General features: G+C 73.6%; 19 protein-coding genes. 5 read left to right on the top strand and 14 right to left on the bottom strand.

Translation table 11 applies throughout. The annotated features are described in order from the left end of the window. Positions 1-133 precede the first annotated feature (133 nt). Positions 134-1,036 (bottom strand): endonuclease domain-containing protein, encoded by a 903-nt coding sequence (locus ABIC52_RS06800; protein ID WP_161972546.1) that lies wholly within the window; start codon positions 1,034-1,036, stop codon positions 134-136. Positions 1,037-1,316: 280 nt separating this feature from the next. Here ABIC52_RS06800 and ABIC52_RS06795 point away from each other — a divergent pair, with 280 nt between their 5' ends. Beyond that, on the top strand, positions 1,317-2,336 hold the full coding sequence (locus tag ABIC52_RS06795; protein ID WP_354026942.1) for a LacI family DNA-binding transcriptional regulator: 1,020 nt from the start codon (positions 1,317-1,319) through the stop codon (positions 2,334-2,336). Between the two features lie 34 nt (positions 2,337-2,370). Here ABIC52_RS06795 and ABIC52_RS06790 read toward each other — a convergent pair whose 3' ends face one another. The 4 genes from ABIC52_RS06790 to ABIC52_RS06775 all read right to left on the bottom strand — a co-directional run bounded on the left by ABIC52_RS06790 (position 2,371) and on the right by ABIC52_RS06775 (position 5,119). Beyond that, complete coding sequence (locus ABIC52_RS06790) at positions 2,371-3,072, bottom strand: TrmH family RNA methyltransferase (protein ID WP_354026941.1); 702 nt, start codon at positions 3,070-3,072, stop codon at positions 2,371-2,373. A gap of 70 nt (positions 3,073-3,142) precedes the next feature. Next, positions 3,143-3,454 (bottom strand): DUF4190 domain-containing protein, encoded by a 312-nt coding sequence (locus tag ABIC52_RS06785; protein WP_126890138.1) that lies wholly within the window; start codon positions 3,452-3,454, stop codon positions 3,143-3,145. Between the two features lie 58 nt (positions 3,455-3,512). Further along, on the bottom strand, positions 3,513-4,379 hold the full coding sequence (locus ABIC52_RS06780; RefSeq protein WP_126890137.1) for a DUF3592 domain-containing protein: 867 nt from the start codon (positions 4,377-4,379) through the stop codon (positions 3,513-3,515). After that, positions 4,376-5,119 (bottom strand): TetR/AcrR family transcriptional regulator C-terminal domain-containing protein, encoded by a 744-nt coding sequence (locus tag ABIC52_RS06775; RefSeq protein ID WP_126890136.1) that lies wholly within the window; start codon positions 5,117-5,119, stop codon positions 4,376-4,378. Before ABIC52_RS06775 ends, ABIC52_RS06780 begins: the two co-directional genes overlap by 4 nt. A 137-nt stretch (positions 5,120-5,256) precedes the next feature. On the opposite strand from ABIC52_RS06775, the gene ABIC52_RS06770 reads away from it, so the two are divergent. Continuing rightward, on the top strand, positions 5,257-6,054 hold the full coding sequence (locus tag ABIC52_RS06770; protein ID WP_126890135.1) for an HAD-IIA family hydrolase: 798 nt from the start codon (positions 5,257-5,259) through the stop codon (positions 6,052-6,054). A gap of 83 nt (positions 6,055-6,137) precedes the next feature. Here ABIC52_RS06770 and ABIC52_RS06765 read toward each other — a convergent pair whose 3' ends face one another. The 5 genes from ABIC52_RS06765 to ABIC52_RS06745 form a co-directional block, all read right to left on the bottom strand. Beyond that, positions 6,138-7,559 (bottom strand): phytoene desaturase family protein, encoded by a 1,422-nt coding sequence (locus ABIC52_RS06765; protein ID WP_354026940.1) that lies wholly within the window; start codon positions 7,557-7,559, stop codon positions 6,138-6,140. Continuing rightward, positions 7,556-8,452, bottom strand: coding sequence for a UbiA family prenyltransferase (locus ABIC52_RS06760; RefSeq protein ID WP_354026939.1), 897 nt, complete (start codon positions 8,450-8,452; stop codon positions 7,556-7,558). Before ABIC52_RS06760 ends, ABIC52_RS06765 begins: the two co-directional genes overlap by 4 nt. Positions 8,453-8,581: 129 nt before the next feature. After that, the gene (locus ABIC52_RS06755) at positions 8,582-9,457 is read right to left on the bottom strand and encodes a L,D-transpeptidase (RefSeq protein WP_354026938.1); all 876 of its coding nucleotides are present in this window, start codon (positions 9,455-9,457) and stop codon (positions 8,582-8,584) included. 143 nt (positions 9,458-9,600) lie between these two features. Further along, entirely contained in the window at positions 9,601-11,400 is a 1,800-nt protein-coding gene (locus ABIC52_RS06750; RefSeq protein ID WP_354026937.1) for a phosphatase PAP2 family protein, read from the bottom strand. A gap of 280 nt (positions 11,401-11,680) precedes the next feature. Continuing rightward, on the bottom strand, positions 11,681-12,586 hold the full coding sequence (locus ABIC52_RS06745) for a CPBP family intramembrane glutamic endopeptidase (protein ID WP_354026936.1): 906 nt from the start codon (positions 12,584-12,586) through the stop codon (positions 11,681-11,683). Between ABIC52_RS06745 and ABIC52_RS06740 the strand changes: the two genes are divergently transcribed. Further along, complete coding sequence (locus ABIC52_RS06740; RefSeq protein ID WP_209825249.1) at positions 12,585-13,274, top strand: metal-dependent transcriptional regulator; 690 nt, start codon at positions 12,585-12,587, stop codon at positions 13,272-13,274. The two genes, ABIC52_RS06745 and ABIC52_RS06740, sit on opposite strands and share 2 nt — an antisense overlap. 349 nt (positions 13,275-13,623) lie before the next feature. Here ABIC52_RS06740 and ABIC52_RS06735 read toward each other — a convergent pair whose 3' ends face one another. Further along, positions 13,624-14,940: a calcium:cation antiporter family protein gene (locus tag ABIC52_RS06735; RefSeq protein WP_354026935.1), complete on the bottom strand. Its 1,317-nt coding sequence runs from the start codon at positions 14,938-14,940 to the stop codon at positions 13,624-13,626. A 350-nt stretch (positions 14,941-15,290) separates the two neighbouring features. Beyond that, positions 15,291-15,935 carry a HEAT repeat domain-containing protein gene (locus ABIC52_RS06730; protein ID WP_354026934.1) on the bottom strand — a complete coding sequence of 215 codons (645 nt, stop codon included), beginning with the start codon at positions 15,933-15,935 and terminating at the stop codon, positions 15,291-15,293. A gap of 91 nt (positions 15,936-16,026) precedes the next feature. On the opposite strand from ABIC52_RS06730, the gene ABIC52_RS06725 reads away from it, so the two are divergent. Beyond that, positions 16,027-16,980: an aldo/keto reductase gene (locus tag ABIC52_RS06725; RefSeq protein WP_354026933.1), complete on the top strand. Its 954-nt coding sequence runs from the start codon at positions 16,027-16,029 to the stop codon at positions 16,978-16,980. A 128-nt stretch (positions 16,981-17,108) separates the two neighbouring features. On the opposite strand, the gene ABIC52_RS06720 is transcribed toward ABIC52_RS06725, so the two are convergent. Together ABIC52_RS06720 and pyrE are read right to left on the bottom strand one after the other, a co-directional pair. Beyond that, positions 17,109-19,478 (bottom strand): septum formation family protein, encoded by a 2,370-nt coding sequence (locus ABIC52_RS06720; RefSeq protein ID WP_354026932.1) that lies wholly within the window; start codon positions 19,476-19,478, stop codon positions 17,109-17,111. Then, on the bottom strand, positions 19,475-20,026 hold the full coding sequence (pyrE, locus tag ABIC52_RS06715) for an orotate phosphoribosyltransferase (RefSeq protein WP_058729844.1): 552 nt from the start codon (positions 20,024-20,026) through the stop codon (positions 19,475-19,477). The genes ABIC52_RS06720 and pyrE overlap by 4 nt, the downstream gene beginning before the upstream one ends. A 76-nt stretch (positions 20,027-20,102) precedes the next feature. On the opposite strand from pyrE, the gene ABIC52_RS06710 reads away from it, so the two are divergent. Continuing rightward, a complete protein-coding gene (locus ABIC52_RS06710) occupies positions 20,103-21,791 on the top strand; it encodes a hypothetical protein (protein WP_354026931.1) in 1,689 nt (562 codons plus the stop codon). Positions 21,792-21,802 lie beyond the last annotated feature (11 nt).

Raw genomic sequence — 21,802 nt, 5'->3', positions numbered from 1 at the left:
CGACGTCTTCTGCTCCACCGAGGGGCATCCCCCGGCACCGTCGACCGGTCCGGGCGCGCGCAACGCCCGACCGAGCGCGGTTCCGGTCCGGCCAGCAGCGCCGGTCAGCAGCAGCGTCGCCCTGCGGCGGACGCTACGTCCGGCGCCGCAGCAGCCCTGCCAGCTCTTCGAGCGCCGCCGTCCGGTGGGTCGTCAGGTCACTCCGACTCCACCGCAGCACCGCCCACCCGAGACGCTCGAAGGCCCGGTAGCGCCGCAGGTCGGACTGCCACTGCGCGGAGTCGGTCCGGTGGTGGTCGCCCTCGTACTCGATAATGATGCGCTCGCGTCGGTACGCGAAGTCCGCGCGACCGACGAACCGCCCGTGTTCGTCGTGGATCTCGACCTGCAGCTCGGGCTCGGCGATCCCGGCACGGAGGATGCCCAACCGCGCCCGGGTCTCCTGCGGCGATCCGCTCCCCTTGCGGACCAGGCCGAGCGCCGCCCGGAGCTTCCGCGCGCCAGGGCAGCGGCCCCGTGCTGCCAACGCGGCTGCCAGCGCGTCCGTCGTCGTCGCGCACGCTCGGCTCGACAGCACCGCATCACCCAGGACGACGAGGTCGTCGAGACCGAGCAGCGACCCGCTCTCCACCCACGCGGCCGCCGGAGCACTCGTCGGCATCCCCCACCGGGTCAGTACCGCGGCACGATCGTCCGTGGTCCGGTGCCCGACGACACCCTGGCGCCGCATCTGGGCGGCCGGCCGGATGCTCGTCACGTGGACAGGATCGTCGCCGGGGTGCTCGCGCGGCAGCGGGAGGCCCCACAGGACCGCCGCGGACAGGTGGCTGACGAACTGGCCCGAGCCGAGCACGGGCCGGAAGGCACGGATGCGGTCGATCCCGGTCGGGGGCCGATGCCGGTGCCACCGGATCGACCGCGTCGGTCGCACCAGGTCCGACCGACGGAGTCGCTCGCGGTGCACACCTGCGCGGTCTGCAGAGCGGACGTCGAAGCTCCGCACGGACAGGCTCTTCGGCAGCGGTCGTGGTCGCACGCTCCGAGCATGGGTGCGTTGCGTTGGTCGAGCCGAGCTGCTCACCGATCCTGTGCACAGCACAGCGCACGAGTTGCCCTGTGCAGGACTCATGCCACCTTTGATGGAGCAGGAAACGTCGAATGGAGCCGTCGTACTCGACGATTACTGCTCCATCGACTATGGGCGGCGCGTGAATGCACGTGCCACCCCCATCCCGCGAGCACCGCCTCATGTCCTGACAACCGCGCGCGTCCGGCCCGCTACCATCGAGGGACACCACTACCGGTCGAGGGAGATCATGGGAGACGGCAGGTCCGCCACCGCAGACGGCAAACCGGCGACCATCTACGACGTCGCCGCACGCGCAGGCGTCTCGAAGTCCCTCGTCTCGCTCGTGCTCCAGCGCTCCCCCAAGGTCAGTGACCAGCGCCGCGAGGCGGTCCTCCGCGCCATCCAGGAACTCGACTACCGGCCGAGCACCGCCGCCGTCTCCCTCGCCGGCACCCGCAGTCGCACGATCGGCGTGGTGCTCGACGACTTCCGCAACCAGTGGTTCGTCGACCTGCTCACCGGCCTGCGCGAGGCACTGCAGGACCAGGGGCACCGGCTCGTGGTCGCCGACCGCTTCCTCAACACGGGGCTCGACGTCTCGCCGGTGGAGGGCTTCCTGTCCATGCGCGTCGAGGGCATCGTCATCGCCGGCGAGCCCGACACGGACCTCGCGATCCCGGCGAGCATGCCCGTCGTGGTCGCCGGCGGTCGCGCGATGCTCCCCCGCGCCGACACCGTCGCGAACGACGACCGTGCCGGCGGCCGGATGGCAGCCGACCACCTGCTCGCGCTCGGGCACACGCGCATCGGCTTCGTCGGCGGACGCTCGGCTGCGTCCGCGGAACGGCTCACCGGCCTGGAGGCACGGATCACCTCCGCCCCGTCGCCCGCCTCCCTCGTCACGCACGTCATGCCCGTGGAGCCCACCGAGGAGGCCGGGGCCGAGGCCGTCGGACACCTGCTCGACGCCCACCCCGATGTGACTGCTGTGTTCGCCGCGAACGACGTGATGGCGCTCGGCGCGATGTCCGGGCTCGCCGCGCGTGGGCTGCGGGTGCCCGAGGACGTGTCGGTGATGGGCTACGACGACACCCCGCTCGCGGCGTCCTCCTACGTCGGCCTGACGAGCATCGACGACCGCAGTGTGGAGATCGGCCGCGGCGCCGGCGAGCGTCTGCTCGCGCGCATCGCCGACCCGGGCGCTCCCGGGCAGGAGACCCTGGTCGAGCCCCGGCTCGTCGCCCGCCGCACGACCGCCGCCCGCTGACGCGCACGCCGGGACCGCCCGCGCCGTTCGCGGGTCAGTCCGTGGGCAGGACCGCGTGCTGGACGACCCAGGCGTGCATGACGATCGCCGCCGCGGCCGAGGCGTTGATGCTCCGCGTCGACCCGAACTGCGTGATCTCGAGGTGCGCGTCGGCTCCGGCGACGGCCTCGTCGGTGAGCCCCGGCCCCTCCTGCCCGAACAGGAACACGCAGCGCTCCGGGATCGCCGCGGTCTCGATGCGTTCGGCCCCCGGGGTGTTGTCGACGGCGACGACCGGCCGGCCCTCCTCGTGCATCGCGGCCAGGAACGCGTCGACGTCCGGGTGGTACCGCACGTGCTGGTAGCGGTCGGTGACCATCGCCCCGCGCTTGTTCCAGCGACGCCGTCCGATGATGTGCACGGTGCCGGCGAGGAACGCGTTGGCGCTCCGCACGATCGACCCGATGTTCAGGTCGTGCTGCCAGTTCTCGATCGCGACGTCGAAGGCGTGCCGGCGGGTGTCGAGCTCGGCGACGATCGCGTCCATCGACCAGTACCGGAAGCGATCGACGACGTTCCGGGTGTCCCCCGCCGCGAGCAGTTCCGGGTCGAGCCGCGGGTCGTCCGGCCACGGCTCGGGGTGGGGCCCGACGCCGTTGGTGGTGGCCTCGTGCGTCGGCGGGAGCTCCGGAGCGGTACCGGTGGGGCGGGACGGTCCCGACGGGACCGCGGGGTCGGACGGGAGGCGCTCGGTCACGTGACCAGCGTAGGGCGCGTGCCCCGTGCCTCCCGTCCGGCGACCGTCGTCAGCCGACGGCCGGGTGGGGTCAGTACGACGTCGGGTACGTGACCGACGGCTCGGACATCGCGACCGCGACGAGCGCGATGAAGAGCACGGCGTAGAAGACCGTGATCACCCCGCCGACGATGACCGCGGCGAGCGCCAGGCCACGGCCGCCCTCGCCACGCTTCTTCGTCTGGGACATCGCGACGAAGCCGAGGACGAACCCGACGATCGGCGCGACGAACGCCGCCACGAGCGCGATGATCGCGAGGGTGTTCGTGCGTTGCGGGGAGGCTGGCGCCGCTGCGTACGGCTGGTACTGGTCCTGCGGGGTCTGGGCGTTCTGTTCTGACACGGCTGACGAGCCTAGGAGCGCCGCGTTTTCGTGGAGAAGTGCCAACTTTCGACCGGCGTCACGTCGTGCCGGGGCGCAGGAAGCCCTCGGGCTCGTCGCCGCTCCCGGTCGTAGTGAAGATGCGCTTCCGGTCGCCGGGGCGGGCCGGGTCGTAGAGCACGGTGACCGTCCCGCCGAGCACCGGTGCCGCGCCGTGCGTGAAGCCCTCGGTCCGCTCGACCCAGCGCCGGACGCCGTGCAGGTCCACGAACGAGAACGTCCACCGCAGCAGCGTGCGCGACGCGTCCGGGCTCGTGCCGCCGCTGATGGCGGTGACCTCACCCGTCGTGCGTCGACCGTTCGCCATGACGTCGGTGAGCCGGGCGCGACGGTTCCCGCGGCCGACCCGCGTCGCACCGCCGGCCACGAGCGCGAGGGCGGTCACGACGGTGAGGAGCCCCGGCAGCCACCACACGGAGGTGTACCAGATCCAGGCGCCGATGCCCCACGTCTCGTCGTGTCCGAACGTCGGGTCGACGGCCACGCCGACGCGGTCCGGCGCGGGCCACTGCGTGGTCGTCGCCCACCACGCGTACAGGGTGGCACCGACCAGCCACAGCGGCAGTGGTCCGATCCCGACCAGGTCGGTGGTGCGTCCGGACCAGCGGTGGTTCCACCTCGTGTACCAGCCGATGGCCACCAGCGTGCCGAAGACCGCGCCCGGGGCCGCCCACAGGTGCGTCTCCGGGTCGGGGCTGTCGGAGAAGATGCTGTTGACCGTCATCATCCGGAAGCGCAGGACGAAGTCCGACACCGCGAGCCCACCGATCACGCCCGCGGCGACGACCAGCAGCGCGCCGACGACGGTCATCGTCAGGGCAGTGGTCGAGCCGCGGTACCGGGCCTCGCGCTCGCGTCGCGCCTGCTGCGGGTCGACGGTGCTCACGACGTCGCGGTGCCGTGCGCGCGGACACGGGCCTCGATGCCGGCGGTGATGATCTCGAGCCCGAGGGTGAAGCGCTCGTCGTAGGAGTGCTCGCCGAGGATCTCGCCGACGACGCGGTGCCGCTCGGGGCGCCCGGTCTCGGAGTCGCCGCGGCCGACCTGCACGCCGGCGTGCCCGACCACGAAGTCGTAGACCACGAAGAAGGCGTACATGGCCTCACGCTCGGGCAGCCCGGCCTGCTGCAGGGCACCGACGACCTTCGCCACGACGGCGTCGGACTCGGTGGACGCGAGCGGGGCGCGCTGGCTGTGCGACTCGAGCACGAGGGGGTGGGTGCGCATGAGGTCGCGGAAGGTGCACGCGAAGACGTGGAGGACGGAGCGCCAGTCGTCCGGCCAGACGAAGGTCGCGGTGAACTCGTCGACGGTGCGGCGCACGAGCTCGGCGTGCAGGTCGTCGAGGCCGCCGATGGTGCGGTGGACGGTCATCGGCGCGACGCCGAGCTTCGCGCCGAGTGCGCGGAAGGACAGGCGATCGAGGCCCTCCTCGTTCGCGATGGTGGTGGCGGCGTCGACCACCTGCTCGCGGCTCAGGACGTTCGGGCGGCCGCGGCGGCGACGGGGCGCGGTGGCGGCAGCCGGCGTCGGTGCCGACTCGGCGCCGCTCTGCGGTTGCGCGCGCAGGGTGGGGTCGGCAGTGGTCCGCGGCTGGACGGTCGGGTTGCCGGGGTCGACGAGCACAGGGGGCCTCCTTGATCCGGTACGTGTCCCGAAAATCGTAGCCCAAAGCCGAACGCCGCTCGGTGTCCGGTCGGCCAGTTCTCCACAGCCGGGTGACCACCGGGTCCGGCGCGAGGCAGCCCCAGTACGCTGAGGCCATGGCGACCCGCGACGAAGTCGAGTGCTGGCTGACCGACATGGACGGCGTGCTCGTCCACGAGAACCAGGCCCTGCCAGGGGCTCCCGAGCTCATCCAGCAGTGGCTGGACGAGGGGACCGAGTTCCTCGTCCTGACGAACAACTCGATCTTCACGCCCCGTGACCTCAGCGCGCGGCTCCGCTGGTCCGGGCTCGAGGTGCCCGAGGAACGCATCTGGACGTCGGCGCTCGCCACGGCGGACTTCTGCCGCTCGCAGATGCCCGGTGGGTCGGCGTTCGTGATCGGCGAGGCCGGCATGACGACGGCGCTGCACGAGGCCGGCTTCATCATGACCGAGACGGCTCCGGACTACGTCGTCGTCGGCGAGACCCGCAACTACTCGTTCGAGGCGATCACCAAGGCCGTCCGGCTCATCCGCGACGGCGCGCGGTTCATCGTGACGAACCCCGACGCGACCGGGCCGAGCGCCGAGGGTGTCCTGCCCGCGACCGGGGCGATCGCCGCGATGATCGAGAAGGCCACCGGCAAGCAGCCGTACGTCGTCGGCAAGCCGAACCCGATGATGTTCCGGTCGGCGATGAACCGGATCGGGGCGCACTCCGAGAACACCGGCATGATCGGCGACCGCATGGACACCGACGTGCAGGCGGGCATCGAGGCCGGGCTCCACACCGTCCTCGTGATGACGGGCATCAGCGACCAGGCCGAGATCGACCGCTACCCGTTCCGCCCGAGCGAGGTGATCGCGGGCGTGCACGAGCTCGTCCGTGCCGACCCGATCGAGGTCGAGATGTAGCGAGGGCGCGGGCGCGACGGCGCGAGCGCGAGGGCGCGAGCGCGAGGGCGCGAGGGCGCGGGCGCGCTACGGCGCGGGCGCGCTCAGGCCGGGGTCGACCGGAGCAGCCGTGCCGTTGCGATCATCGCTCCGCCGACGACCGCCGGGATCCCGCCACCGGGGTGCACGGATGCGCCCACCCGCCAGAGCCAGGGCCGCCACCGGTCGTTGTACGAGGGCCGGTGGAACGGGCCGCTCTGCCACGGCGGACGCGCGGCCCCGTAGAGCGCCCCGTGCGGTTCGCCCCCGGTGCCGTAGTACTCCGGGTCGAGGACCACGTGGTCGTCGAGCAGGTCCGTGATCGGACCGTCGAGGCCGAGCGCCGCCGAGACCCGTTCGACCTCGCGCCGCACGAAGGGGTGGTCGATGTCGTAGTGCCCGCCGTCAGCCGGCGCGGTGAGCAGCACCCCCACGGTGCCGTGCGGGTTCGGCGAGAGCTCCCCCGCGCGGTAGTGGTTGACGAACACCATGGTGTCCGCCGGCTCGTCCCCCGCCTCGAGGCTCCGGTGCAGTGCGTCCGGCTTCGTCGGCAGCACCACGCTGTGCGTCGCGAGGCCCGCCGGCAGTTCCTCGCGCAGCACGCCGTACAGCGCGACGGCGGAGCAGGAGAGCGCCCGGGGCCGGGAGCGTGGACGCGGCAGCGCGGGCATCGGGGACGGCCCGGTCAGCGCGGCCAGCCGGTCGGCGTCGAGCGCGCTGACCACGAGGTCGGCGGGGTGGAGTCCGCCCTCGGTGGTGACCCCACCGCGGTCGATGTGGGTGACGGCCTCGCCGGTGCGGACGTCGACACCCGCTGCCTCGGCCAGGCGTTGCAGGGCGAGCACGACCTCGTACACGCCGCCGTCCGGCACCCACGCGCCGGTCTCCGCCATGATCGCCGGCATGCTCGCGTAGAGCGCCGGGGTGCGTGCGGGTGAGACCCCCGCGTTCAGGGTGTGGATCGCGATGATCTCCCGCAGCCCGTCCGGCAGCCAGGGCAGCCCGTCGAGGTAGGCGCGCGTGGTGAGCCGCGAGCCGTACACCGAGAGCAGACGTCGGACGGCCGGCAGGGCGGCGCGGTCGAGCGGGTCGGCGAGCAGGAGCCGGGTCACGTCGTCTGCGAGCGGCGCGTGCAGGTCGGCGAACCGTCGCCACGCCGGGTACCAGGGGTGGTCGGGGGCCACCGGCAGCGCGGTCTCCTCGCCCCGGTGGAAGTACCGCCCCACCTCGGGCATGCGCACCAGGTCGAGGTGCCCGTCCTCGCCGGAGCGGCCGCCGAGTCGCCGCAGCAGCTCGTCCCACACCGCCGGGAAGGTGACGAGCGACGGCCCGGTGTCGATCCGGTCCGACCCGAGCTGGATGCGCCGGCTCTTGCCACCGAGCCGGTCCGAGGCCTCGAGCAGGGTCACCCGGTGCCCCGCACGGGCGAGCAGGGCGGCGGCGGTGAGGCCACCGATCCCGCCTCCGACGACGACGACACGACTCACTGCGTACCTCCGAGCACGATGGACACCAGGAGCAGTACCCCGGCGAAGGACCCCGCGATGTACGGGAAGGCGACGGACAGTCGGTACAGGCGGTGGCCGGTCTCCGGGGTCGGTGCACGGAGCAGGCTCACGACGAGGACGCCCGCGATGAGCAAGTTGACGGCGGCCACCGGGAGGCTCACCACGGCGAACAAAACCGTCGAGACGATCCACCAGGCGCCGCTCCACAGCGCGGTCCCCCGGGGTCCGAGTCGCACCGCGGTCGTGGTGATTCCGGCGTCACGGTCCTCGACGATGTCCTGCACGGCGTCGAAGGCGTGCTTGGCGACGCTCCAGGCCATCAGCCCGACCGCGGCCGGCCACACCGGCTCGTCCCCGAGGGCGTACGGCACGATGACGAGCGGCAGCGCGTACGCCGCGTTGCTCAGCGAGTCGAGGTACGGCCGGGCCTTGAACCGCAGTGGCGGCGCCGAGTAGCCGACGAAGACGGCGGCGTAGAGCAGGATCGCGACGTTCGCGAGCGGCGGCAGGGTCAGCAGGAACGCGACGAGGAACGGCACGTTGACCACGGCGACGGCCCAGACGATGAGCCGGACCTCGGACTGCCGGATCCTGGCGCCCTCGATCGACCCCTTGCGGGGGTTGGCGGCGTCGGTGTCCTGGTCGAAGACGTCGTTGACGCCGTAGATGAGCAGGTTGAACGGCAGGGTCAGCCAGATCAGGATCGGCAGCGCCCGGAGGTCGAACAGCGCGCCGGTCAGCCACACCGCGACGAACCCCGAGCCGATCGTGTTGATCCACAGGACCGGCCGCGAGATGTGGACCAGTCGACGCACGGTGGCACCGGCCCCGGACGGCACGGTCCTGGGCAACTGTCCGGTCCCGTCGGTCACCGGCCCGAGCGTACCCGGAGCGCCCGACCGCGGGCCGGGGTGCGCACCGGCACCGGCACCGGCACCGGCACCGGCACCGGCACCGGCACCGGCACCGGCACCGGCACCGGCACCGGCACCGGCACCGGCCTACTCCACCGTGACGAGCGTCCCGAGCGGCAGCGCGTCGATCGCCGCGACCCCGTCGGCCGAGAGCCGGACGCACCCGTGGGACACCGCACCCGCGGCGGCGGCGTTCCAGTGCAGGCCGATGAGCCCGCCGTCCGAGCCGCCGTACGGTTCGTCGGCGGCGCTCGAGTGCAGCGACGTCAGCTGGATCGGGTGGTCACCCGTCCCCTGCGCGGGGTCGACGTACCGCTGCTCCAGGTAGCCCGTCACCCCGGTCGGCGTCGGGGTGTCCGACGTGCCGATCCCGGCGGGGAAGCTCCGGGAGACCTGCCCGGACGACGACACGATCGACACCGACTGGTCGGCAGTCGAGATGACCACGTGCGACGTCGGCGCCGCCTGCTGCACGAGCGCATCCCGCGGCACCCAGGCGGCGGTCTGCGCGGCGGCGTGCCCGCCGGCCGCCGAGGGCAGCTCCTGCCGCGCCGGCGTGAGGACGAGCTCCCACGCCCCCTCGTGCCGCAGCCCCACGACCGTCGTCGGCTGGCCGAGGAAGTCGGCGGCAGCGAAGCGCGCGACGGGGTGCTGCCGGTCCGCACCGAAGAGCGGGGCGTCGGCGCGGAGTCGGAAGACCTCGGCGGACGACACGGTCCGGTCGACGGGCAGCAGGCCGCCGACCACGGCCGAGTAGCGGGCCTCGGGCAGTGCGGCGAGCGCCGCTGCGTCGACCGCGGGCACGTCCGGCGCCGGGCGTGCGGTGGCCGTGGGGGTGCGGTCCGCCGCGGTGGGGACGGCGTCGCCGCTGGTCGCGCCGGTCAGCACCGGGACGGCGATCGCGGCGGCGGCGACCACGACGGCGGCGATGCCGACGGTGGTCCAGGTCTTGGGGTACGGCACGGGGCCTCCGGTGGGGCGAGGGGGAAGTGGGGGTCAGGGGCGACGGACGGGAGGCACGTGACGGTCCGGTCCCGCGCCTCCCGTCGGATGGGTGCGGACGGGAGGCACGTGACGGTCCGGTCGCGCGCCTCCCGTCGGGTGGGTCAGCCGCTGACGACCGGCAGGTGCACGCCGGCGGGGACCGTCCCGGTGGCGCCGGTGCCGCTCGCCGTGCCGGTGCCGCCGGTCGAGCCACCCGCGCTCGGCGCCGCGGTCACGGTGATCGCGAGCGGCGACACGAGCACCGAGGTACCCGACGCGTCGACCAGGTCGAGCGTGTGCGCGCCGACCGCGGCGTCCGCGGGGATCACGACCGAGCCGGTCGCGGTGCCGTCCGCGCCCACCGTGAGCGTGCCGACCACGACCGGGTCGGAGTGCAGCACGACCTGCAGCGTGGCGCCGGCGGGGAGGCCGGTGCCGGCGAGGGCGAGGGCCTCCCCGGCCTGCACCGTGGTGCCCTCCGGGGCGGTCAGCACACCGGAGACGACGCGCGCCTGACCACCGGTCGAGACGACCTTCGCGGTGCCGTCCGCACCGACGGCGACGGTCGCGCTCGTCGCGGCCGCGAGGTCGAGCCGCTCCCACGAACCGTTCGCGGTGCCGGACTGGTCGAGGGGGTACCCCGACGCGATCTCGGTCTGCGCGAGCACCTGCTCGCGCTGCGTGTCGGTCAGGGTCGGGAAGGTCGACAGGAGCAGGTTCGACGCGCCGGTCGGGACCGACGGGGCGAGACCAGCGGTCCCGGTCTGCGCGAAGCCGTAGGTCATGCGCTCGCGGTAGACCTGCGCGGCCGAGGCGCGGTCGGTGACGGCCTGCGCGGTGCCGCCGGGCATCGCCTGGCCGCCGTAGGGGTCGTCGGTGTAGGGCTGCTCCGCCGCGATGCAGTTCGCGAGGGTGTCGCCGCACTCCGCTTCGAGGTACTTCGTGAGCTCGGCGCGGGCCGGCTCGAGGACCTCGGTGCGGTACTGCGTGTCGGACCAGCGGGCGGCCAGGGCTGCCTCGCCGTCGATGCGTCCGCCCATGATGTCGAGCGGGTAGTGGACGCCGAGGACGATGCGGTCGTTGCCGGCCTCGGACGTGCGGGCGAGGATCTCCGGTGCGAGCTCGGGCACGAGCGTGGCGAGGGTGATGCCCGCCTGGTACGCCGTGGTGGTGTGCCCGGACGGGTACGAGCCGCCGGTGCAGATGCCCTTCTGGCCGTAGCCGGCGTCGAGCACGACGTCGTTCGGCGAGAACTCGTGCGTGGTGTCGGTCGTGGCCGGCACCCGTGTGATCGTGAGGTTGCCCTTCGCGTCCGCCCAGGCCTTGCCGGTGCGGTTCGCCGCGAGCGACGACGCGTTGACGGTCGCCGGGTTGCAGTTCGCGGTGTCGTCGCCGGCGGGCAGCGTCGCCGCGGTGTCGGACGGCAGGTAGGGCCGCGGGTAGCTGTAGTGCGCCTTCGCGTCACCGGTGCCGACGTAGGCGCCGCTGGTGCCGTTCGACGAGTTGATCAGGGCGCTCGTGAGCGGGAGTGCGCCGGTGTTGCGTCCCTGGACGAGCAGCTTGCCCAGCGTGTCACCGAGGCCCTGCGACACCGTGAACGACTGGTCGTAGGCGGTGTTCGTGGCGTTGTTGTACTCGGCGTCCTGCAGCGCCCGGAACTGCTGCGCCGTCGTGGCGTGCTGGTTGATCCACGACGTCAGCTGGTCGTTCTTCGCCAGCGTCGCCGGGTCGTTCACCGTGCCGTGCAGGTCGTTCTTCCCACTCGACGTCCAGTACTGGTCGTACCCGTTCAGCAGCGACACGAGGTCGGGCTTGGTGGAGTCGCTCGGGTACGTCGCGGCCTGGGCGGCGAGCGGTGACCCGAGCACGAGTGCGGTCGCGACGGTGGCGACGGTCACTCCGCGGACGGCGGATCTGCGCATGTGGTGGTGGTCGCCCGGGGGCGACGCCCCTTCCTGTTGTACCGGTGTGGAAACAGGCCGAACCTAGGGACGGGTGGTTGCCGGACGGCGAACGGTCCCCCACCCGGGGGTGAACCGGGCCTCAGGCTGTGCGCATTCGCAGCGCCCGCGGGCGGGGGCGCGGGCGGGGGCGCGGGCGGGGGCGCGGGCGGGTTGTCCGCGAAAGCGACAGAACGCGCGCAACTGTTCGCGGCAGCCTGTCGCTCTCGCGGGGGAGACCGGCCCGCGGGCGGCTGCCGGGTCAGACCGCGGACGGGAGGCGCGGCTCGTCCACCTGCACCGCGAGCGCCCCCATGCGCGGGACCGTCCGCCACCGGCGCCCGAGGCGACGGGCCCGGTCGTCCCGCCACGCGACCACGCCGCCGGCGGCCAGCCCGAGGGCGAGCACCGCGAAGGCGAACAGCCCGATGAACCCGGCGGGCGCCATCCGCGCCAGGTCCTCCGTCGGCACGGTCGCCGACACCGCGATCGACCCGAAGTCCCAGGCGGCGTGCAGCAGCACGGGCGCGAGCAGGTTCCCGGTCAGCCGCCGGGCCAGGTACAGCGTCGACCCGAACGATGCTGCGAACACGACCTGCACGACGGTCACGCCGACCCCGGCACCCGCGAGGACGTTGAGGAAGTGCAGCAGCCCGAACAGCGCGCACGACACGATCCACACCCCGAACTCGGGCAGCCGCCGTCGGAGCCCGACGAGCAGGACGCCGCGCGTGAGCAGCTCCTCGAACACCCCGACGAAGAGGACCCCGACCCCGAGCAGCACGAAGTACCGCACCGGCTGCGCGTCCCACTCGACGAGCGGCAGTCGCGCCAGGCAGACAGCGGCGATCAGGGCCGGCGCGATGAGCGTCCAGCGCAGTGTCGCGCGGCGTCGGTCCACGGTCGCGATCGGCCACCACCCGAGGGCGGTGACGTAGGCGCAGAGCACGAGCACCGCGATGCCCTCGGGCAGCACGAGTGCCCCGACGACGCTCTCGACCGTCTGCCCGAGCGTGCCGTAGTCGTCGCTCGGCCGTGAGCGCCAGGCGCTGACGGCGGCGAAGGCGACGAGCGGCAACAGGCCGAGCAGGATCGACGGGGGCACCGGCCAGCGGCGGCGCCGGACGGGTGCCGTCGTGGTCGCCTGTCGTCCGTACCATTGACGCATGCGCCTGCCCTCCCTCTCCACCATGGCAGAGGACTACGTGAAGCTCGTGTGGAAGGCCGGCGAGCGTGGCGGCGAGGGGCTCGCGACGCGGGACATCGCGGCGGCGCTCGGGGTCTCGGCGTCGACGGTGTCGGGCAACCTCCGGAAGCTCGACCGCGACGGCCTCATCGAGCACACCCCCTACTACGGCGTCGTGCTCACCCCGCTCGGGCAGCAGGTCGCCGTGGCGATGGTCCGCCGGCACCGACTCATCGAGACCTACCTCGTGCAGCGGCTCGGCTACTCGTGGGACGAGGTCCACACCGAGGCCGAAGCGCTCGAGCACGCGGTGTCCGAGACCTTCCTCGACCGGGTCGACGCCGACCTGGGCCACCCGACGCACGACCCGCACGGCGACCCGATCCCGGCGGCGGACGGCTCGGTCCCGTCGTCGCCCGGAACACTGCTCGGGTCGATCGAGCCCGGCGCGTGCGGGATCGTCGACCGGGTGTCCGACGACGACCCGGCCCTGCTGCGGTACTTCGACGAGCTCGGCGTCGCACTGGGGACCCACCTGCGGGTGGAGCGCGTCCGTGACTACGCGGGGGTGATCGCCGTCGCGCGCCGGACGCCCGACGGCGAGGAGTCCCTCGTCGACCTGCCCGCCGCCGCAGCCTCGGCCATCTGGCTCGCCCCCGACGCCGACTGACGACGCCCGCCGCACGGGCCCGCCGGACCGCCCGCCCGCCCACCCGCCCGTTTCTCGAGCGGGCACTTCCTGTCACACTCGGCGGCTGCTGCCGACGGATCCCGCCCGCCCGCCGGCATGCACGCGGCATGTCCTGCCCGTTCGGTGCGGCTGGTGCCCACGGACGGACGGGAGGCGCGGTGCCAGCCCGCCCCGCGCCTCCCGTCCGTGCGCTGGCCCGAGCGAGCCCGTTCCGTCACGCTCGACGGCCGTAGGCGACGGATCCTGCGCACACGTCGGAACGCACGCGGCGTGTCCTGCCCGCTCGGCGGGCGCGGTGCGATGCAAGCCCGCCCCGCGGCGCCGCCGCCTACGCGGCCGGAGCGCCGGCGACCACGGGCCGCCGGAACGGGGCCCGCAGCGTCGGCACGACGTCCTTCCGGTTGACCCACAGCACCACGAGCGCCACGACCACGTGCACGCCGCTCAACACCCACCGTCCGCTGGTGTCCGTCACGACGAACTGCACCGCGAACAGCGCCACGAGCGCGATCGCCGACCACCGGTGGAAGCGCAGCGCGATGATGATCGCCACGCCCAGCACGGTCTGCGACGCGGTGAGCACGAACTCCTCGACCTGCCGGCCGTCGAGCGGCAGCCCGCCCGAGGTCCCACCGCCCAGCACGTGCGCGATCGGCAGCGAGCCGACGAGCAGCGACCACTGGTTCACCTTCGACGCGATGAGCGTGCCGATCGCCGCGCCGCCCATGCCCCGCAGTGCGAAGAGCGCGGCGACGATGAACTCGGGCGCCTCGGTCGCGAGCGGCGCGAGCCACTGCACGAGGAAGTAACTGTCGATGCCGAGCGCGCTGCCCGAGGCGACGAGGGCCTCGGCGAACGGTTCTGCCGACGACAGGATGACGGCGGCGGCCACGACGAACAGCGCGACGATCGTCCACCGGCGCGCACGCTGCGGCATCGAGGCGATGTTGCCCGCCATGCCGACCATCTCCTCGTCGTCGCCGCCGTCGTCCGGCGCCTGCGACGCCCGCCACAGGTAGGCGACGAACGCGGCGAGCAGCACGAAGCCGAACCACAGCGGGATCGTGCCCATCAGCGGGATGAGGAACGCGACGACCGCCAGGAGCGCCAGGAACCCGATGTCGAGCCGCGACGACTGCTCGAGCTGCAGCACCTTCGTGGCCGACGGGGGCAGGGTGCCGGCGCGGACGTACCGGCGGGCGACGAGCAGCGAGATCACCACGACGAGGGGCCAGCCGAACCCGAGCAGCAGCCGGTTCGACCCGGTCATGTTGGCGGCGGCGAACTGCTCGTACGACGGGTCGTACCCGGAGCGGAACGCGTAGTACAGGTCGACGGCGTACTCGGGCAGGACCGCGATGAGCGCGAGGATCGCGATCGCGAGGGCACCGGAGATGTCCTTCTGCGCGGCCTCGGCGGCCCAGGCGAGCAGGAACGAGGCGGCGACGACGGCACCGCCGAAGACGAGCAGGTCGACGACGGGGTTCGGTGCGGAGCCGGTGAGGCGCCAGTGCCTGTCAGCAGCCAGGGCGACGGCGGGCAGGGCGATCACGATGCAGATCGCGATGCGCCCCCAGGCGCTGCGGCCCATGCGGGCGGTCGGTGCGCCGGCCTCGACGACGCGGACGGGTGAGGTGTCGATCACGGGGTGGTCCCTTGGTCGGGCCGCACCGATCGCGCAGGGGTGGGGAGCGCTTCGGCACGGCAGAACGGCCGAAGGTCTCGCTCGCCCGCCGGGTGGGACCGGCAGGTGGTGCACCGGGCCGATCGTCGTGATGGCCAGTGTGTCGATGCACGCGCTGGGAGCTACTCCCCTTCGACACCCACCTTGTCGCGCTCCGATCGGCGCGCGCAAGCCGATCGGGCCTGTTCGTCGGCCCGAATCCGGGTCTTCCGCGACCCGACCCGGAACGACGGGACACGTGCTCGGCGCGCCCTGGGACGGACGGGAGGCTCGTGGCGGACACGGCCACGAGCCTCCCGTCCGTCAGGTGGTCACCCCGAGGCGCGCTTGCCGCGTCCGAGCGCCATCTCGCGTCGGGCGCGCTCGAGCGCGAGGGCCGACCCGGCGTCGGGGTCGGCGAGCAGGCGCTCGGTCTCGGTGACATGCTCTCGGACGGCCTCGCCACGGCGCTCCGCGGCGTCCGTCAGGACGGGGCCGACGACCTCCTCGCCGAGGGTGACGAGCGCCCGGCTCAGCGCGAGTCGGGTCTCCCGGTCGCCCTGGCCGAGCTCGCGTGCCAGCCGTCGGGCGAGGGCGGGTCCCTCGTCGGCCGGAGCGAGCAGGACGGCTGCGCGCCAGGCCGTCCGACGTACACCGGGGTCGTCGTCCCCGAGCCGCTCGGCGACCTCGGGGTACACGGACCCGTCGCGGATCTTCGACAGGGTGTGGAGCGCCTGCGAGCGCGCCTGCGCCTCCCGACGGTGCAGCTCGTCGAGCAGCCGCGGCACGACGGTCTCCGCGGGCAGCCTGACGAGTGCCCACGTCAGGGCCTCGCGCACCTGCAGGTCCGGCTCGACGGCGCAGTGGTCGACGAGCACCTCGAGGTCCTCGTCGCGCGCCTCGGTGCCGGCGGCCATCACGGCGCGGAGGCGGACGGACGAGCGGGGATCGGTGAGGTCGTCGGCGAGGGTGGTCATCCCCTCATGCAACACCGGGAACCCGCTGGCCACGTGCACGCTGCCGGGGCATAGCGTGGACGCGACCCGTACCGCACCGGAAGGAATCGTCATGCCCCGCATCGGAACCAGTGACCTGCACGTGTTCCCCCTCGCCCTCGGTGGCAACGTCTTCGGCTGGACCGCCGACGAGCAGACCTCGCACCGCGTGCTCGACGCGTACACCTCGGCCGGCGGCGACTTCGTCGACACCGCGGACGTGTACTCGGCGTGGGCGCCGGGCAACGAGGGCGGCGAGTCGGAGCGCGTCATCGGCTCGTGGCTCCGCGCGTCCGGGAAGCGTGACGACGTCGTGGTCGCGACGAAGGTCTCGCAGCACCCGCAGTACAGCGGCCTGTCGGCGTCGAACGTCGCGGCGGCCGCCCGTGCGAGCCTCGAACGACTCGGGACCGACCGCATCGACCTGTACTACGCGCACTTCGACGACCAGGACACCCCGCTCGAGGAGACCGTGCGCGCGTTCGACCAGCTCGTGCAGGAGGGCCTCGTCCGGTACACCGCGATCTCGAACTACTCCCGGTCGCGTGCCGAGGAGTGGATCCGCATCGCGAAGGAGAACGGGCTGGCGCTCCCGGTCGCGATCCAGCCGCACTACAACCTCGTGAACCGTGAGCCCTACGAGTCGGACATCGCTCCGCTCGCGGCGTCCGAGGGGCTGGGCGTCGTGCCGTACTTCGCCCTGGCCGCCGGGTTCCTGACCGGCAAGTACCGGACGAAGGACGACTTCGCCGGCAAGGACCGCGAGGGGCAGGTGTCGGGCTACTTCTCGGACGAGGGGCTCGCGGTGGTCGATGCACTCTCCCGCATCGCCGAGGCGCACGAGGCCGAGATCGCATCGGTCGCCCTCGCGTGGCTGCAGGCACAGCCGGACGTCGTCGCGCCGATCGCCAGTGCCCGCAACACCGAGCAGCTGCCGGCGCTGCTGGCGTCCGCGGACCTGGAGCTCAGCGCCGAGGAGCTCCGCACCCTGGACGAGGCGTCCGCGAAGGTCCCCGCCGCGTCCTGACCCGGCGGGCGGGCGGGCGGTCAGGCGCTCTCGCGAAACGCAACGTCGGCGGTTCCTCGCAGCGGGAGAGCGCTGCGAACAGCCGCCGACGTTGCGTCCTGCGGAGGAGGAACCTGGCGGACGGGCGGTCAGGCTCCGTCGGGAGCGAGCGAACCCGTCAGCTGCCCGCCGGACGAGCGGGTCGCGAAGCACGAGATGAAGGTGTTGCCGCGGTCCCAGGTCTCCTGGTCCGGCGCGTAGGAGCCCTGCACCTGCACGTCGCCGTAGTCCGCCGCCGCCGCGGTGTCGATCGCCTGCGACGTCTGGCACACCTTCGCAGCCTGGGCCGCGAGGTCCTCCGGCCCGGGCCACGCCCCCGCCTCGACCTGGATGCGAGCGGTCAGCTGCGCGGTGTGCGCCGCCGAGCAGTCCACGACCGTGAAGGTCTGCGCCCAGGCGTCGGTGAAGGGCGACAGGCACTCGCCGCCCGCGAGCTCGGTCCACGCGTGCTCGCCCGGTGTCGCCTGCGTCGTCGCGAACTGCAGCGGCTGCGCCGGGGCGGCGGCTGCCTCGGTGGACTGCTCGGCCGAGGGCTCGTCCGACGGAGCCGCCGACGCAGCCGCCGACGTCGCGGTCGCCGCCGGAGCGGTCTCCTCGCTGATCGAGTTCCCGAGGATCCAGCGGGTGAGCCCGAAGACCGCCACGAGCAGCACCACGATGAGCACCACGGCACCGATGACGAGCAGCTGCTTGCCCCGCTTGCCCTCGCCGGCGAGCCGGCCGAAGCCTTCGTTGATGAAGTTGTCCCGGCCGCCGGCGTCGCCTGCCGCCGGAGCGCCGGTCGTCGCGTCACGACCAGGGGTCCGGGGCGTGGTGGCGGCCGGAGCCGGGACCGCGGGCATCATGCGTGTTCCCGGGTCCTCGGGGTCGTACCCGGTGCCGCCGAGCTGCCCGACCGCCGCCGTGCCGAACAGGTCCTTGATGACGCTCGTGTCGCTCGTCTCGCGGCCGTCCCACTCGTCCTGGTCGAGGTCGTCCGGAGCCGCAGCGGGCAGGCGTTCGACGACCTGGTCGTCCTGGTCCTCGCGGCGGTCGTGGTGCTGGTCCTCGGCTGCGCCGGTCAGCCCGCGCAGGTCCTGGCCGACCGAGGGCGGCAGATGCGCCGGGTACGCCGCTGCGCCGTCCGACGGCGACGGTTCGACCAGCGGCGGGGCTGCCGTCGGGGGCACGGTGGTGTCCGGCTCCGCCCACCAGGGGGTGGCTGCCGCCGCGACCGGTCGCGGGAGACCCGGGCCGGTGTCGGCCGAGCCGGCGTCGTCCGGTTCAGCGTCGTCCTGCCCGGCGTCGTCCGTGTCGGGTCGGTCGTCGGCCTGCACAGCCGGCAGTGCCGTCGTGCGGGCATCGTCGACGTGATCCTCGTGCCGCTCGGCCTGCACGGCCGGCAGCGCCGTCGTGCGGGTGTCGTCGTCCGCAGCGTGGTCCGCAGCCACGTCGGCAGCAGGAGCCGGGTCGGTCGCCGGAACGGGGACCGGCGCGACCGTCGGCACCGGCGCCGGTGCCGCGAGCAGCCCGCTCGGGAGCCCTCCGGCCGGGGTGTCGACCTCGCCCGACACGACGTCGTCGTCCGACTCGTCCGCGAGCGACCACGACCCACCGCCGAAGGCCGTCGTGTCGAACCGGTCGGTCGTCAGCGTCGTCGGGACCTCACCGGTCTCGTCGTCCCGGATCGCCCAGTCGAACGGACGCTCCGTCGCGCCGGTCGACGCGGAATCCTCTGCACCCTGCAGGCGGAGCAGCTCGGTGAAGCTCGGCGGCTCGTTGGTCGGCGCGGCCGGTGCCGGCGGCAGGACGTTCCCGACCCCGAGGGGCTGCGCGACGGGACCGGTCGGGCTCGGCGCCGGAGCCGGTGCCTGCGAGCCGGTGGCGCGGCCGAGCCAGTCGACGTCGCTGCGTCCCTGGCCGAACGGGTCCGCTCGCCGACGCTCCTCGTCGACGGAGCGGTTCTCGGCGGCGCGCTCGTCGCGGTGGCGCATCGCGGTCGGCAGCGAGATCGAGGACGGGTGCGCGACCGTGCTCGTCGGCGGGACCGGCGCTGCGGGCGGGATCCGCTCCCCCAGCGTCTCGCGTTCGTGCTCGACCGTCGCCTGCGGGTTCTCGGAGGGCTCGCGGAGCTCGGTGTCCATCCGGATCGCCTGGGTCGCCCCGGCGTCGTCGGGTTCCGTCCCTGTTGCCACCGGGGCCGCCTCGGCGGCGGTGGCCGGCTCGCTCGGTGCCGGCTCGAACGGCTCCGGCAGCGGCGCACCGGTCTCGCGCGCGGCCCGCTCCGCCTCGCGCCGCTCGCGGCGCGAGGGCCACTCGTCGGCGGCGCGCGGAGCACCGAAGATGTCTGCGGCACTGCGCAGACCGCGGAACGGAGCGTCCGGGGCGGACGCGCGCAGGGCCTCCCGGTCGTCCGCCCCGTCTGCCGGGCCGGACGTACCGTCGGGGTCGCGCGCGTCGTCCGGACGCTCCCCGGTCACGCGCTCAGCCCCAGGTCGGCCAGCCCGATCGCCGCGAAGTACGGGTAGCCGGCCGCCTCGATGCGCTCCTTCGCGCCGGTGTCGCGGTCGACGACGACGGCCACGGCGGCGATGATCGCGCCCTCGCGCTCGAGCGCCTCGGCGGCCTTCAGCGGCGAGCCGCCCGTGGTGGAGGTGTCCTCGAGGACGACGACGCGCTTGCCGCGGACGTCGGGCCCCTCGACCTGACGGCCGCGGCCGTGGTCCTTCGGCTCCTTGCGCACGACGAACGCGTCGTAGGCGAGCCCGCGCGCCGCGGCCTGGTGCAGCACGGCGCTCGCGATCGGGTCGGCGCCCATCGTGAGGCCTCCCACAGCGTCCACGTCCGGCACCTGCTGCAGCAGGTCCGTCATGACCTGGCCGATCAGCGGAGCGACCCGGTGGTCGAGGCTGACCTTGCGCAGGTCGATGTAGTACGACGCCTGCTTGCCGCTGGTGAGCGTGAAGTCGCCGTGGAACACCGCGTCTGCGGAGATGTGCTGGATCAGCTGGTCGCGCGTGTCGGTCACAGCCCACAAGGGTAGTCGCTCGGCCCCGGAACGCCATCGCCAGGCGGCGTCACGGCTCGCTCGGTACGCTCCGCTCATGTCCCCCGTCGCGCCCGGTCCGTCCGGCCGCGCTGCGGCCCCGGAGCCGGTCGAGATCGCCGCCCCACGTCCGCCGTCCCGCCGTCGGTGGGCAGCGGTCGGCCGGGAGGCACTGGGCGCCGCCGTCGCGCTCGCCCTGTCCGTCATCGCCCTCGGACACGTCCTGGTCACCGAGCGGGTCGCCCTGCTCTGGTACGACGGCGACTCCGTCCTGCTGCCGCTCGTCGAGCGGTCGATCCGCCTCGGGCAGCCGTTCGAGTGGGCGATGTCGCCGGCGCTGTTCTTCTTCCCGGAGCTGCCCGTCTACCTGCTCTGCTCCCTCGTCACGGCGACCCCGCAGCAGGCCCTGGCACTCAACGGCGTGCTCGTGCTGCTCGCCGTGTACGCGCTGGTGCGGGCCGCGGCGAACGAGCTCATGCCCGCAGCCCGACGATCGGCCCGGATCACGGTGTCCGCCCTCGCGCTCGGGTTCGTGACCGCGATCGTGCTGACGGAGTACACCGCCACCGCGACCTCGCTCGAACTGGGTTCCCTGCTGCTGACGACGACCTACTACTACGGTGCACTGCTCGCGATGCTCGGGACCGCGGTCCTGGCGCTCCGTGCCGTGCGGACCGGCCGGGCCTCCGCGACCGTCCTCGTCGTCACCGGGCTCGTCGCGGCGTGCACCACGGCGTCGAACCCGCTCTACGTGCCGTGGTCGGCGGCACCCGTCGTCGTGACCCTCGTGCTGCTCTCGCTCGCGCGCCGTGTCCCGTGGCGCCCGACGGTGTGGATGTCGGGCACCCTCGTCGCGGGGTCCGTCGTGGGGTACCTGCTCCGGATCCCGCTCGCGCCGTTCGTGTCGCTCGACCCGTCGACGTACGTCCACCCGGAGCAGGCCGGGCGGACGCTCGCCTTCTTCGCGGCGCTGACCGACGACCGCGCCGCGTCGGCCCGTGGCGACGCCGAGCTGCTGCTGCTCTTCGCCGGTGTCGTGCTCGCGGTCGGCGGCACGGTCTGGGCCTGGCGCGTGCGGACGGCGCGGACCGTGCTCGTCGCGACGGTGCTGCCGCTCGTGACGGTCGTGGCGGTGTCCGTCGGTGTGGTCGTCGCCGGCTCGCAGACCCCGCGGTACCTGGAGCCGATCGTGACCGCGCCGCTCCTGGCCCTCGTCGCGGTCGCGGAGCTCGTGCGCTCCGCCGTCCGCCGGACCCGGGTCCACCGGCCTCGTCGCGGCGTGCAGCTCGCCGTGGCGCTCGCGGCGGCGGTCGTCCTGCTCGGCGGGGCGACCGTGGCACCGAGCACGGTCGGTGCCGTCGCATCGGCCCGGTACGCGCCGGCGGCGTGCCTCGACCGCTGGGCGGACGGACGGAAGGTCACCGGCGTCGGGCAGTTCTGGACGGTCCGGCCCCTGGCCGCGTACGCGTCGGACGACGTCGAGCTCCTGCAGGTCCGGGACACCTTCGAGACCTACCCGTGGCTCGTCGACCTCGGTGCCTACCGGGACGCGGAGCCGACCTTCGTGGTGATCGGTGCGAACGACGTCTGGACCACCGCGGTCGAGGACTCGCTCGGTGCCCCGGCGACCATCACGCACTGCACCGGGTTCGACGTCTACGACTACGCGGGCACGGTCGGCGCGGCACTGCTGCAGCGTGACGTGGTGGGCAGCGCGGACGCGATCCGACGCGAACGGGGCTTCTGAGGCGCGAACGG

The organism is Curtobacterium oceanosedimentum, from assembly GCF_040545555.1.
Classification (GTDB): domain Bacteria; phylum Actinomycetota; class Actinomycetes; order Actinomycetales; family Microbacteriaceae; genus Curtobacterium.
Note: the sequence above shows the minus strand (reverse complement) of the source record. Positions and strands in the feature narration are given on the sequence as shown.

Excerpts from the sequence above, each read along its gene's own strand:
- ABIC52_RS06795 (WP_354026942.1), top strand. The coding sequence starts at position 1,317 with ATGGGAGACGGCAGGTCCGCCACCGCAGACGGCAAACCGGCGACCATC.
- ABIC52_RS06770 (WP_126890135.1), top strand. The coding sequence starts at position 5,257 with ATGGCGACCCGCGACGAAGTCGAGTGCTGGCTGACCGACATGGACGGC.
- ABIC52_RS06750 (WP_354026937.1), bottom strand. The coding sequence starts at position 11,400 with ATGCGCAGATCCGCCGTCCGCGGAGTGACCGTCGCCACCGTCGCGACC.
- ABIC52_RS06740 (WP_209825249.1), top strand. The coding sequence starts at position 12,585 with ATGCGCCTGCCCTCCCTCTCCACCATGGCAGAGGACTACGTGAAGCTC.
- ABIC52_RS06745 (WP_354026936.1), bottom strand. The coding sequence starts at position 12,586 with ATGCGTCAATGGTACGGACGACAGGCGACCACGACGGCACCCGTCCGG.
- ABIC52_RS06730 (WP_354026934.1), bottom strand. The coding sequence starts at position 15,935 with ATGACCACCCTCGCCGACGACCTCACCGATCCCCGCTCGTCCGTCCGC.
- ABIC52_RS06725 (WP_354026933.1), top strand. The coding sequence starts at position 16,027 with ATGCCCCGCATCGGAACCAGTGACCTGCACGTGTTCCCCCTCGCCCTC.
- ABIC52_RS06710 (WP_354026931.1), top strand. The coding sequence starts at position 20,103 with ATGTCCCCCGTCGCGCCCGGTCCGTCCGGCCGCGCTGCGGCCCCGGAG.